This window comes from Pseudomonas gingeri, from assembly GCF_013385635.1.
GTDB lineage: Bacteria > Pseudomonadota > Gammaproteobacteria > Pseudomonadales > Pseudomonadaceae > Aquipseudomonas > Aquipseudomonas gingeri_A.
The window spans coordinates 222,260-235,591 of record NZ_JACAPR010000012.1; the positions used below are offsets into that span (position 1 = coordinate 222,260).

General features: G+C 62.3%; 10 protein-coding genes. 7 read left to right on the forward strand and 3 right to left on the reverse strand.

Annotated features, from left to right (window positions below; all coding sequences use genetic code 11):
- Nucleotides 1–15: 15 nt before the first annotated feature.
- Genes HX851_RS39775 through HX851_RS39785 form a run of 3 tightly spaced genes read left to right on the forward strand, consistent with a single transcriptional unit; the run spans nucleotide 16 to nucleotide 4,189 of the window.
- Complete coding sequence (locus HX851_RS39775) at nucleotides 16–972, forward strand: cytochrome-c peroxidase (RefSeq protein WP_177057798.1); 957 nt, start codon at nucleotides 16–18, stop codon at nucleotides 970–972.
- On the forward strand, nucleotides 969–2,783 hold the full coding sequence (locus tag HX851_RS39780; RefSeq protein ID WP_177057799.1) for a DAHL domain-containing sensor histidine kinase: 1,815 nt from the start codon (nucleotides 969–971) through the stop codon (nucleotides 2,781–2,783). The genes HX851_RS39775 and HX851_RS39780 overlap by 4 nt, the downstream gene beginning before the upstream one ends.
- Complete coding sequence (locus HX851_RS39785; RefSeq protein ID WP_177065245.1) at nucleotides 2,780–4,189, forward strand: ATP-binding protein; 1,410 nt, start codon at nucleotides 2,780–2,782, stop codon at nucleotides 4,187–4,189. Before HX851_RS39780 ends, HX851_RS39785 begins: the two co-directional genes overlap by 4 nt.
- 126 nt (nucleotides 4,190–4,315) lie before the next feature.
- On the opposite strand, the gene HX851_RS39790 is transcribed toward HX851_RS39785, so the two are convergent.
- Nucleotides 4,316–5,641 (reverse strand): APC family permease, encoded by a 1,326-nt coding sequence (locus HX851_RS39790; RefSeq protein ID WP_177057801.1) that lies wholly within the window; start codon nucleotides 5,639–5,641, stop codon nucleotides 4,316–4,318.
- A 416-nt stretch (nucleotides 5,642–6,057) separates the two neighbouring features.
- Nucleotides 6,058–6,879, reverse strand: a complete 822-nt coding sequence (locus tag HX851_RS39795) for a carbon-nitrogen hydrolase family protein (protein WP_177057802.1) — start codon at nucleotides 6,877–6,879, stop codon at nucleotides 6,058–6,060.
- A 151-nt stretch (nucleotides 6,880–7,030) separates the two neighbouring features.
- Between HX851_RS39795 and HX851_RS39800 the strand changes: the two genes are divergently transcribed.
- The 4 genes from HX851_RS39800 to HX851_RS39815 all read left to right on the forward strand — a co-directional run bounded on the left by HX851_RS39800 (nucleotide 7,031) and on the right by HX851_RS39815 (nucleotide 11,820).
- The gene (locus HX851_RS39800; protein ID WP_177057803.1) at nucleotides 7,031–7,831 is read left to right on the forward strand and encodes a helix-turn-helix transcriptional regulator; all 801 of its coding nucleotides are present in this window, start codon (nucleotides 7,031–7,033) and stop codon (nucleotides 7,829–7,831) included.
- Between the two features lie 33 nt (nucleotides 7,832–7,864).
- Complete coding sequence (locus HX851_RS39805) at nucleotides 7,865–9,484, forward strand: FMN-binding glutamate synthase family protein (protein WP_177065244.1); 1,620 nt, start codon at nucleotides 7,865–7,867, stop codon at nucleotides 9,482–9,484.
- 179 nt (nucleotides 9,485–9,663) lie between these two features.
- Entirely contained in the window at nucleotides 9,664–10,506 is an 843-nt protein-coding gene (locus HX851_RS39810) for an alpha/beta fold hydrolase (protein ID WP_177065243.1), read from the forward strand.
- Between the two features lie 189 nt (nucleotides 10,507–10,695).
- Nucleotides 10,696–11,820, forward strand: a complete 1,125-nt coding sequence (locus HX851_RS39815; RefSeq protein WP_177065242.1) for an OpgC family protein — start codon at nucleotides 10,696–10,698, stop codon at nucleotides 11,818–11,820.
- 72 nt (nucleotides 11,821–11,892) lie between these two features.
- Here the strand turns inward: HX851_RS39815 and HX851_RS39820 are convergent, their stop codons facing one another.
- On the reverse strand, nucleotides 11,893–13,314 hold the full coding sequence (locus HX851_RS39820) for an amino acid permease (protein WP_177065241.1): 1,422 nt from the start codon (nucleotides 13,312–13,314) through the stop codon (nucleotides 11,893–11,895).
- Nucleotides 13,315–13,332 lie beyond the last annotated feature (18 nt).

A 13,332-nucleotide genomic window follows, 5' to 3' on the forward strand; every position in this document is an offset into this window, starting at 1 on the left:
CCAAGGAAGCACGCGATGTCATCACCTGGAACGCTTGTGTTGCTGCTCTGGACGGCGCTGTGCCTGCCTGCCCTGGCTGCGCCCCTGGACGAACCGCTCAAGCCGCTGCCGGATATTGCGCAACAGGACCCGCGCCGGGTGGAACTGGGTCGCCAGTTGTTCAATGAAAAGCGCCTGTCGGTCAATAACAGCCTGTCCTGCGCCACCTGCCACCAGTTGGAAAAAGGTGGCGCCGATGACAAGCCGCTGTCCATCGGTTTCCATGGCGCCACTGTCGGCATCAACACCCCGACCGTGCTCAATGCCGCACTGAACTTCCGCCAGTTCTGGAACGGTCGCGCCGAGAGCCTGGAAGCCCAGGCCGAGGAGGTGGTGCAAAGCCCGATCGAGATGGGCAACACCTGGCCGAACATCATCGACACCCTGGTCAAGGACCCGGCTTACCAGGCCGCTTTTCGCGGCGCCTATCCCGATGGCGTGACCGCCGTCAATGTGCAGAACGCCCTGAGCACTTACGAGCGCACGCTGCTGACGCCCAACTCGCGGTTTGATCAGTACCTGCAGGGCAACACCGAGGTCCTTACCCTCGACGAGAAATACGGCTACCAGCGCTTCAAGGACTACGGCTGCATCGCCTGCCACCAGGGAGTGAATATCGGCGGCAACATGTATCAGAAATTCGGCGTGATGGGCGACTACTTCAAGGCCCGCGGCAACCCGACCGAAGCCGACCTGGGGCGCTATCTGACGACCAAGGCAGAGGAAGATCGTTATGTGTTCAAGGTCCCCAGCCTGCGCAACGTCGCCCTCACCGCGCCGTACTTTCATGACGCGTCGGCCAAGACTCTCGATGAGGCTGTCACGGTGATGTTCACCTACCAACTGGGGCGTATCCCTTCCGATGAGGACAAACGCCTGATCGTTCTGTTTCTCAAGACCCTCACCGGTGAACTGGGAGGCAAGCCGCTATGAAGCTGACACGTCGCCTGTTGAACCGGGTGCTCTTGCCCTTGCTCACCCTCGTGTTGGCGTCGGTGCTGGTGTTCCTCTACCTCATGTCCCGCAGCGAAGGCACCCAGGACTACGCCAGTGCCCGCGATCTGATCGCCCATGCCAAGCAACTGGATGCGCGGTGGGACACAGAGATCCTCAAGGCAAGGATTGCGGTGGCCCGCAACTATGATCCGCTGATCAAGCCCCTGGTCGGTATGAAGACACACCTGGAGACGTTCGAAAACCTGGGGCTGACGCAGGCAAGCAGCAGCTCCAGCGCCTGGAAGGATCGCCGGGCTACCCTGGAACAGGCGCTTGCCGAGAAAAGCCGGCTGGTCGAACAGTTCAAGTCGCATAACGCGGTGCTGCGCAACTCCCTGGCGTTCCTGCCGACAGCGGAGGACGACATCCAGCGCCAGCTCAGCGGGCTGCAGGACTACGACAAGCTGATGCTCCAGGCCACTTCCAACGATATCTACGACCTGTTGCTCAGCACCCTGGAGTTTGCCCAGACCACCACCGACGAGCGAGCCAACGACATTCTGCTGGGGATCAACCAGATTACGGTAGATCAGCAGCGCTTGCCCGCGGCCTTCAAGGTGCCGATGGACATCCTGCTCAACCATGTGCAACTGATCCTGCGCGAGCAACCCCTGGTCAACACGCTGCTTGACGATATCGCCGCCGTACCGGTGTCCGAGAGCCTGGATGCGATAACCGACCAGTTGAACCAGGACCAGCAAATCGCCGACCATATCGACCAGCAATACCATCTGTACCTGCTGATCTTCTCGGCGCTGATGGCTGTCCTGCTGCTATACATGGCCAGCCGCCTGGCCCGCAGTTATGCTCAGATCAACCAGATCAACCGGGACCTGCAAACCGCCAACGAATACCTGGAGCAACGGGTCGAAGAACGCACCCGCGAGCTGCGCGAAGCGCAGAGCGAACTGGTGGATACCGCCCGCCACGCCGGCATGGCCGAGATCGCCACCAACGTGCTGCACAACGTCGGCAATGTGCTCAACAGCGTGAACATCTCCGCCGACCTGGTGGCCCGCAAGCTGCGCGCCAGCAAGGCGCTGGGCCTGGGGCGTGCGGTCGGGCTGATGAACGAGCATGCCGACGACCTCGGCGAGTTCCTCACCCATGACGCCAAGGGCAAGCTGTTGCCGGGCTACCTCAACCAGCTTGTCGAGGCCATCGCCACGGAACAGCAAAGCATGGCCGACGAACTGGGCCAACTGGGCAAAAGCGTCGACCACATCAAGGACATCGTTTCCACCCAGCAGTCCTATGCCGGGGTCTCCAGCCTCGAAGAACCGCTGCACATCGGCGAACTGCTCGAAGATGCCTTGCGCATGAACTCCGGCGCCCTGACCCGACACAATGTCACCGTGGTCCGCGACTACGAGGAGGTGCCCCAGGTCATGGCCGACAAGCACCGCATGCTGCTGATCCTGATCAACCTGATCAGCAACGCCAAGCAGGCGATGTCCAGCCTGTCCGACCGCGCCCGCAAACTGACCCTGCAAGTGCGGATAGTCGAAGGCTCTACCCTGCATATCAGTGTCAAGGATGACGGCGAAGGCATCCTGCCGGAGAACATGACACGCATCTTTGCCCACGGTTTCACCACCCGCAAGGACGGCCACGGCTTCGGCCTGCACAGCTGCGCCCTGGCCGCGATCGAAATGAACGGACACCTCACCGCCCATAGCGACGGCCCTGGAAAAGGTGCGGTCTTCACCCTCGAATTACCTTTGAAAACCGCTGTGGGGGTCCCATGACAACACACTCGAACCGTCGCATCCTGCTGGTGGACGACACACCGTCGATCCACGATGACTTTCGCAAGATACTGATGCCCGCACGGGACGAAAGCCCGGACCTCGACCTGATGGAAGCGGCACTGTTCGGCCAGGAGGCCAGGACCGGCGGCAGCCAGCCGTTTGAACTCGACTCCGCGTATGGCGGGCAGGAAGGCCTGGCCAAGGTCGAGTACGCCCTGGCCCACGAACAGCCTTATGCACTGGCGTTCGTCGATATGCGCATGCCCCAGGGCTGGGACGGCGCCGAAACCATCGAGCACCTGTGGCAAGTCGACCCGAACCTGCAAGTGGTGGTCTGTACCGCCTATACCGACTACTCCTGGGAAGACTTGCTGGAGCGCCTGCATGGCCATGATCGGCTGCTGATCCTGAAAAAGCCCTTCGACAATATCGAAGTCCAGCAGTTGGCCAATACCCTGACCAACAAATGGGAAATGACCCAGCGCGCCAACCTGCAGATGCACACCCTCGAAGAGCTGGTGGAACAGCGTACCCAGGCCCTCAAGCAGGCAAGCCAGGCCCTGCAGCACGAGATCGACGAGCGCAAGCAGCTCGAAAGCCAGCTGGTGCAGTCGGAGAAGCTCGCCTCCCTCGGCCAGCTGGCCGCCGGGGTCGCCCATGAAATCAACAACCCCATCGGTTTCATCGGCTCCAACCTCGGCACTCTCGACGGCTATTTCAATCAACTGCAGGAGATGCTCGACGCCTACCGCAGCGCCGAGGAAGGCATCGCCTCGCAGGAACTGCTCGCACGCCTGCGGGCTTTGCGCGAAAAGGTCGAACTGGATTTTCTCAAGGAAGATATCCCGCTGCTGATCAAGGAGTCCAAGGAGGGCATCGGGCGGGTCGGACAGATCGTCAAGGACCTGAAGAACTTCTCCCGGGTCGACTCGAACCAGGAGTGGCAGTGGAGCAATCTCCAGCAAGGGATAGAGTCGACCCTGAACATCGTCGCCAACGAACTCAAGTACAAGGCCGATGTGATCAAGGACTACGCCGAACTGCCGGAAATCGAATGCCTGCCCTCACAGATCAACCAGGTCATCATGAACCTGGTGGTCAATGCCGCCCAGGCGATAGGCCCTGAGCGTGGCACCATCAGTCTGCGCGGCGGGGCGTCGGGAGAGCGGGTCTGGCTGGAAGTGGCCGATACCGGTTCCGGCATGGCGCCGGAAACCGTGCAGAAGATCTTCGACCCGTTCTTCACCACCAAGCCCATTGGCCAGGGCACCGGACTGGGGTTGTCACTGTCCTATGGCATCGTGCGGAAACATGCCGGGCAGATTTCGGTACGCAGCGCGCTGGGAACAGGTACGACCTTCAGGGTCGAGCTGCCGATCCGCCAGAGCAAGACCGGCACATGACCGCTCCCGCGGACTGCGTGGGCATGATCGTTCCCACGCTCTGCGTGGGAATGCAGCCCGTGACGCTCCGCGTCACAAAAGCGGGCGCAAAGCGTGGAAACGATCAAGCAAGGGCCGGGCCCTGGCTCAGTTGGCTTCCTGGAAATCCATCTCCGGTGGTTGCTTGCGAAAGCCGCCGGTCAGGAACGCCAGGTACACCAGGCCGATCGCCAACCAACTGACGCCCAGGTAGATCGCCAGGTGATCGAGGCTGATCATCAGCCACAAATCCGCCAGCAGGCCGATCAGCGGGCAGATCAGGAACAGCAGCAGCTCGCGCGGACCGCGTTTCTCGCCGCCGATCCAGTAGTGGAAGATCACCGACAGGTTGACCAGGCTGAAGGCCAGGAAAGCGCCGAAGTTGATGAATGAGGTCGAAGTGGTCACGTCCAGCTTGAGCGCCAGCAAGGCCACCACGGCGCACAGCAGTATGCTGTTGATCGGAGTGCCGAAACGTTCGCTCAAGGCACCGAAGAACGACTTCGGCAACACCCCGTCACGCCCCATGGCATAGAGCAGGCGCGAACCACTGGCCTGGGCTGACAGGCCCGACGCGAACTGGCCGACGATCAGGCCGATCAGGAAGATCGTCACGAACAGGTCGCCACCGATATTGCGGGCGATCTCGTAGGCCGCCGAGTCGACGTTGTCGAACACGAACGCCGGATGAGCCAACTGCACGAAGTACGACACGCCGACGAAAATCAGGCCACCGATCAGGGTGATCAGCATGATCGCCCGTGGAATGGTGCGGCGCGGATCGCGGGTCTCCTCGGTCAGGGTGCTGACCGCGTCAAAGCCCAGGAACGAGTAGCAGGCGATGGCCGCACCACTCATCACCAGCGGCATCTGCATGTCGCCATTGAAGAACGGTGCCAGGGTCCACAGCGGCTTGCTGGCGTCGCCGCCAATGTAGTGGATCGCCAGGGCGACAAACGCCACCAGCACCAGGAACTGCACCAGCATCAGCAGCGCATTGATGCCGTTGGCCAGGCGCAGGCCGACGATATTGATCAGGCTGGTGATGACGATAAAGGCCAATACCCAGATTGCCTGCGGTACCGAGGGAAACGCCGAGTTGAGGTAAGCCGCGCCGATCAGCCAGATCGCCATCGGCAGGAACAGATAGTCGAGCAGTACCGCCCAGCCGGCGATAAAACCGAGTTTCGGGCTGATGGCCTTGCGTACATAGCTGTAGGCCGAGCCGGCCACCGGGAAGGCCGCGGCCATGCGGCCGTAGCTCATGGCGGTGAAAAACATCGCCACCAGCGCCGCGAGATACGCCGCCGGCACCATGCCTGCGGTGGATTGAGCGAGAATGCCGAACGTGCCGAGGACAATGATCGGTGTCATGTAGGCGATGCCGAACAGCACCACCGACCCCAACGAAAGGGTGCGTTGCAAACGAGCCATGAGGCGACTACTCCGAATGTTATTGGATTTATGGCAGAGCCGAGTTCGGCAAAGGTGCAGCGGTACTACAAAATTCTTATGAGTGCAGCATTCAGATCCTGTGGTGTCGGGGCCGGCGCCTTCGTGGGCAAGCCCACTCCCACAGGCCTTGCATCGTCCCTGCAGACCCGTCCAGCCCCCCAGACCTTGCATCACGCCCTGCAGACAAGCCCATCCCTCCAGGCCTTGCATTACGCCCTGCAGGCAAGCCCATCCCTCCAGGCCTCGCACTGCCCCGGCAGACAGGCCCATCCCTTCAGGCCCTCATCGCCACGGCAGACAGGCCCATCCCTCCAGGCCTTGCACTGCCACTGTGGGAGCGGGCTTGCCCGCGAAGAGGCCCTGAAGCACAACAGCGCTGCCCGGGCCTCCCTCGATCAGATCTGCGGAATCAACAATTCCCGCACGCCGTTGGCATGCTCGATGACCTCGCCCGGCAAACGCAGGCGCTGGTCGTCCAGGTAACGATAGTCCCGGCGTGCGGCGGCCAGTTGGCCCAGGTCCAATTCCACGCTGAACCGGCCCTCTTCGCGACCGGCTTCCATGAGCAGGGTCCCGAACGGGTCCACCAGGGCGCTGCCACCCGCGAACAACAGGCCACCGTCGCCCTCCTCAACCCGGTTGACCATCAGCGCGAAGGCCTGGTTTTCCTGGGCGCGGGCCATGATGGCGGTGCGGTGGGTCGGCCCATAGGGGTCCATGTTGCCGTTGGTCACGATCAGCAGCTCGGCGCCCAACTGCGCCAGGGCGCGGGCGGTTTCCGGGAATTCGATGTCGTAGCAGATCAGCAGGCCGACGCGCACGCCGTTCCACTCGCAGGTCACATAACGATCGCCCGGATTGAACACGCCGCGATCCGAGGCCCACAGGTGGGTCTTGCGATAACGCAGGGCGATGCCTTGCGGGGTGATCATCAGGGTGGTGTTGTAGAACTGGCCGTTATCGTTCTCGGCCATGCCGATGACCACTGCCAGGTTGCGCTCGCGGGCGGCCTGCCGCACCGCCTGCACGGTCGGGCCGTCCAGCGGCTCGGCGATCCCGGCCACGGTTTCGGCGGACGGGAAGCCCATCAGGTGGGTTTCCGGAAACACGATCAACTGGGTATCGGCGGCGCAGGCAGCGATTGCGGCAAGTGCCCGCTCGAGGTTGTAAGCTGTATCGTTGTCCCGGCCAGCCAGCTGGGCAAGTTCGACTTTCATGGGTATTCCTTGTTTTCTGTTGCCGGCCAGGCTCAATGACGGCGCCGAGCTGGCAGAATAAGTGCCCGGCCATTGTGTGTGGCCTCAGTATGCGCACCCATGCCGGGCCATGGGAATTACGCGGCCGGGGTAACTCGATAGGGGTAGACGAATGACACTGTCGTTGGATGACATCGCCTGGCACCGCTCGGTGGGGCAAATGATCGAAGCCCTCGACCGGCCGAACTTCTGGACGCAACTGGTGCGCCTGCTCGATCAGTACGTGACGTTCGACAGCTGGGTGGTCCTGCTGTTCAGCAGCCAGCGGCGCCCGGAAGTGTTCGCCGAATGCCCGGGGGAAGACGGCAGCCCCGACCAGTTGTTCCAGGATTACCTCAAGGGGCTGTACCTGCTGGACCCGTTCTACATCGCCAGCCGCGAACACGCGCGCACCGGCCTGTATCGCCTGGCCGAAGTGGCACCGGAGCATTTCGAACTGACCGAGTACTACCAGCGCTACTTTCGTCTGAATGTGGTGGCCGACGAAATCCAGTTCAATTGCCAGCTCGACGACGACCGCACCCTGTGCCTGTCGCTGGGCTCCACCAGCCGCTTCAACGCCGAACAGATCGCCCTGCTGTCACTGATTCAACCCTGGGTGCTGGGCCTGTTGCGCCAGCGCCTGCCCCATGAGGTCCATGAAGAGACCGCCGTACCGGCGACACCGCAACAGGGTGACTGGCGCATCCAGCTGGAAGCCTCGGTGCAACAGCTCAAGGGTGCGCAACTGACCGCCCGCGAGCTGGATGTCGGACGCCTGATGCTCAGTGGCTGTTCGAGCAAGGAAATCGCCCGCAAGCTGGAAATCTCCATCGAAACCGTGAAAGTCCACAAGAAACACATGTACAGCAAGCTGGGAATCAAATCCCAATCCGAGTTGTTCTCGATTTTTCTCCAGGCGCAGAATGCCTGACCGACCTGATGAGTCCGAACCCAAGGAAACCGTATGAGCCTGTCCCTGCTGAGCCGCTACGCCTTCTTTGCCGGCTGCGTGATCTTTACCCTCGCCAGCCTGCCGTTCCTGGAACATGACTGGCTCTGGCCGTTCACCCTGGTCACCGGCCTGCTCAGCCTGCTGGGCCTGTTCGACCTGCTGCAGAGTCCCCACGCGGTACGCCGCAACTACCCGATCCTGGGCAATATCCGTTACCTGGTCGAAGGCATCCGCCCGGAAATCCGCCAGTACCTGCTGGAATCCGACAGCGACGCCCTGCCCTTCTCCCGCGCCCAACGCTCGCTGGTGTACTCGCGGGCCAAGAACGAAAGCGCCGACAAGCCCTTCGGCACCCTGATCGACGTGTACCAATCGGGTTTCGAATTCATCGGCCACTCGATGCGCCCGGCGCCGTTGAGCGACCCGAGCGCCTTCCGGGTGATCGTCGGCGGGCCGCAATGCACACAGCCGTACTCGGCCTCGGTGTTCAATATTTCGGCGATGAGCTTCGGCTCCCTCAGTGCCAACGCCATCCGGGCCTTGAACCAGGGTGCCAAGCTCGGCAACTTCGCCCATGACACCGGCGAAGGCAGCATCAGCCCCTACCACCGGGAAAACGGCGGCGACCTGACCTGGGAACTGGGCAGCGGCTATTTCGGCTGCCGTACCGCCGACGGTCGCTTCGATCCGGAGCGCTTCGCCGCCCAGGCACAGAACCCGCAGGTGCGGATGATCGAAATCAAGATGAGCCAGGGCGCCAAGCCCGGCCACGGTGGCATCCTGCCCAAGCACAAGGTGACCAAGGAAATCGCCGAGACGCGCGGGATCATGATGGGCGAAGACTGCGTTTCACCGTCACGCCACAGCGCCTTCTCGACCCCCCTCGAATTGATGCAGTTCATCGCCCAACTGCGTGAACTGTCCGGCGGCAAGCCGGTGGGCTTCAAGTTCTGCCTCGGCCATCCGTGGGAGTTCATGGGCATCGCCAAGGCGATGCTGGAGACCGGCATCTACCCCGACTTCATCGTGGTCGACGGCAAGGAAGGCGGTACCGGCGCGGCACCGGTGGAGTTCACCGACCATATCGGCGTACCGATGCGCGAGGGCCTGCTGTTCGTACACAACACCCTGGTCGGCCTGAACCTGCGGGACAAGATCAAGCTCGGAGCCAGCGGCAAGATCGTCAGCGCCTTCGATATCGCCAGCGTCCTGGCCATCGGCGCCGACTGGGCCAACTCGGCGCGCGGCTTCATGTTCGCCATCGGCTGCATCCAGTCGCAGAGCTGCCATACCAACAAGTGCCCGACCGGCGTCGCCACCCAGGACACCTTGCGCCAGCGGGCGCTGGTGGTACCGGACAAAGCCCAGCGGGTATTCAACTTCCATCGCAATACCCTGAAGGCCCTGGCGGAAATGCTGGCGGCGGCGGGGTTGGATCACCCGTCCCAGCTGGAAGCCAAGCATCTGGTACGACGGATGTCGGCCACCGAGATCAAGCTGTTCTCGCAGTTGCATGTGTTCCTCAAGCCGGGCGAGTTGCTCACCGGCGAAGTGAACGGCGAGTTCTATTCACGTATGTGGCAGATGGCCCGGGCCGACAGCTTCGAACCCCACGAAGTGGTCGCGGCCTGAGATCGGGCCGGCACTTCGACAGCCTGGCCGGCGACTGAGGGCGGCCTGTTAAACTTTTTATAAACAATGCAGCCCAGGCCTCGGTTTACGGGTGGCATCGGTTCTATGATCAAGCGGCGCCATCCTTTCATCCGCCCATGGCGCCGCTAATCCCGCCCTCTCACACGCTGGAGATCACGATGCTAAATCGCTTGCTGGTTGCTGTCTGCCTGTCGCTGTCATTCAACCTGGCCCAGGCCGCCGAGCGCTGGGAAATCCTGCCGCCGACACCGACGCCTGTCGCCGGAGCAAAAACCGGTTATGCCGCCGTCAACGGCATCAAGCTCTACTACACAAAGACCGGTCATGGCTCGCCCGTGGTGCTGTTGCACGGCGGCCTCGGCAACTCCGATTACTGGGGCAACCAGGTCAAGGCCCTGGCGGCGAAACACACGGTGATCAGCATTGACAGCCGTGGCCATGGGCGCAGCTCGCGCGATGCGCAACCCTACGGCTACGACCTGATGGCCGATGATGTGGTCGCGGTGCTCGACACCCTGAAAATCCCCAAGGCCGATATCGTCGGCTGGAGTGATGGTGCAATCCTCGGCCTGGACCTGGCCATGCGTCATCCGAGCCGTGTCGGCAAGATCTTTGCCTTCGCCGCCAACAGCACGACCGCGGGGGTGAAAGACAGTGTCGAGAAGAACCCGACCTTCGCCGCCTACATCGAGCGAGCCGGCAAGGAGTACGCCAAGCTGTCGCCGACACCGAAGGAATATGATGCCTTCGTCGAGCAGATCAGCCATATGTGGGCCAGCCAGCCGAACTGGACGGACGCCGATCTGGCGAAGATCAAGACCCCGGTGCTGATCGTCGACGGTGACCACGACGAGGCGATCAAGCGCGAGAATACCGAGTACATGGCGGCGACCATTCCCGGCGCGGGCCTGCTGATCCTGCCCAATGCCAGCCACTTCGCGTTCCTGCAGGACCCGGCATTCTTCAATACCGCCCTCCTGCACTTCCTCGACGACAAGTAATCAACCTGACCTGCCCGCGCGCGGAAAGGCTCGCTCCGCGCGCGTGAGCAGAAAAATGTGACATTTGGTAATAGCCCGCTTTTGCAATTCCCGGAAAATCACGCCACCCTGCGCGCCGCCGACCTGCGGTGTGCAATTTCCGACAGCCGCGCCGGTCATATTCAACATTCGCCCACAGAGCCCGCTGCCATGCTGAACGGACGCGACCCGCGCATCGACTTCTTTCGGGGACTGGCGCTGATCTTCATTTTCTGGGATCACGTGCCCCACAACCCACTTGGCCAGATCACCCTGCGCAACATCGGTTTCAGCGATGCGGCCGAGGTCTTCGTGTTCCTTGCCGGCTACGCGGCGATCCTCGCCTACGGCAAGATCCTGCAACGCGACGGTTACTGGTTCGCTACCTTGAAAATCCTCCGTCGCACCTGGGTGCTGTACGTAGTGCATATTTTCCTGCTGGCGATGCTGATGGGCATCGTGTTCTTCGCCAACAGCCATGTGGAGACGCGTGACCTGGTCCAGGAAATGGGCCTGACGCACTTCGTCACCCACCCGCAACAGGCCCTGGTGGATGAACTGCTGCTGCGCTTCAAACCGAACCTGATGGACCCGCTGCCGTTATATATCGTGCTGCTGGGCGGCCTGCCGCTGGTGCTGCCGTTGCTACTGCGCAAGACCTGGCTGGTGGTGCTGGCGTCGCTGACGGTGTACCTGCTGGCGCCAAGGCTGGGCTGGAACCTGGCGGCGATTGCCGACGGCGTGTGGTACTTCAATCCCGTCACCTGGCAGTTGCTGTTCATACTCGGTGGCGCGGCGGCGATTTACACGCGGCAACCCAAGCCCGCGCAGGCACCGACGCTGTCCCGCCAGCCGCTGTTTATCGTCGCAGCCATCTATGTGCTGGTGTGCGCCGTGCTCACCATTGCCTGGCGCTGGCCGCAAATCCACGATGCCCTGGTGCCGGCGGCGCTGAGCGAGTTGATCTACCCCATCAGCAAGACCGATCTGTCGCCGGTGCGCCTGTTGCACTTCCTGGCGCTGGCCTATGTCACCGCGAAGGTGCTGCCCAAGGGCAACTGGACACATCACTGGCTGGCCCAACAGACCTGCCGCATGGGTCGTTACTCGCTGGAAGTGTTCTGCCTGGGCGTATTGCTGGCGCCGCTGGCGGACATGATCAACGCCATGGCCGACGATACCTTCGCCATGCAGGTGTTCACCGCGCTGGTCGGTGCCGGGCTGATGGCCCTGCTGGGGGCGTGGCTGGATTTCAACAAGCGACTGGGGCAACCGGCCCGGGCAGTGACGGCGTAGAACCGCGACAGCGCCAACAAAAAGCCCGCAGCCGAGCACTCGCCTGCGGGCTTTTTCATTTCGCTATGGCACCTAAGAAGCCGAACTGGCTGCACCGTCCGAAACGCTGTTCGGTTGCAGCTTGAACACATGAAACAGCAGCGTCAGCAGCACCAGGAACGCCGGGCCGATATACAGCGCGACACGTGTATCGGGGAAGTACGCCATCAGGCCGACCACCAGCACCAGGAACGCCAGCGCCAGGTAGGAACTGACCGGGTACAGCCACATGCGGTACTGCAGGCCGGCACGTTGCGAAGCCGTCAGGCCTTGGCGGAATTTCAGCTGTGCCAGCAGGATCATCACCCAGGTCCAGATCGCGCCGAAGGTGGCGATGGACGTCACCCAGACAAAGACTTTCTCCGGTACCAGGTAGTTGAGCAGCACGCCCAGCAGCAAGGCGCCGATGGACAGCAGCAGTGCGCGGCGGGGCACGCCGTTGCTCGATGTCTTGGCGAAGGTCGCCGGCGCCTGGCCGTTCTGCGCCAGGCTGTAGAGCATGCGCCCGGTGCTGAAGATGCCGCCGTTGCAGGAGGACAGCGCGGCGGTGATCACTACGAAGTTGATGATACCGGCGGCGGTCTTGATCCCCAGGCGTTCGAAGGTCATCACGAACGGACTGCCCTGGGTGCCGATGGCGTTCCAGGGATAGATCGACAGGATCACGAACAGCGCGCCGACGTAGAACAGCAGGATGCGCCAGAACACCGAGCCGATCGCATTCGGGATGGTTTTCTGCGGGTTGCGCGCCTCGCCGGCGGTCAGGCCGATCATTTCCACGCCGAGGTAGGCGAACATCACCATCTGCAGGGACATCAGCACGCCGCTGATGCCGTTGGGCATGAAGCCGCCGTTGTTCCACAGGTTGGTAATGCCCAGGGCCACGCCGTCGTTGCCGAAACCGAAGGCGATCACGCCGACGCCACCGATGACCATGGCAATGATGGTGACGATCTTGATCAGGGCGAACCAGAACTCGAATTCGCCAAAGGCCTTCACCGCGATCAGGTTGATCGTGCCCATGCTGACCAGCGCCGCCAGGGCCCAGATCCAGCGCGGCACATCGGGGAACCAGACGCCCATGTACACCGCCACCGCGGTGATTTCCGCGACGCAGGTCACCAGCCACAGGAACCAGTAGTTCCAACCGGTGAGAAAGCCGGCCAGCGGACCGAGATAGTCCTGGGCATAACGGCTGAAGGAACCGGCGACCGGATTGTGCACGGCCATTTCACCAAGGGCGCGCATGATCACCAGGATCGCCAGGCCACCAATGATGTAGGACAGCATGATCGCCGGACCGGCCATTTCGATGGCCTTGGCGGAACCGAGGAACAGACCGACGCCGATACAGGCGCCGAGCGCCATCAGGCGAATATGCCGTTCACCGAGTTCGCGTTTGAGCGGACCGCCTTGAGCGGTCTCGCCGGGGGGCAGGTGGGTGCCAACTGGCATGGGAACAACCTCATCTTG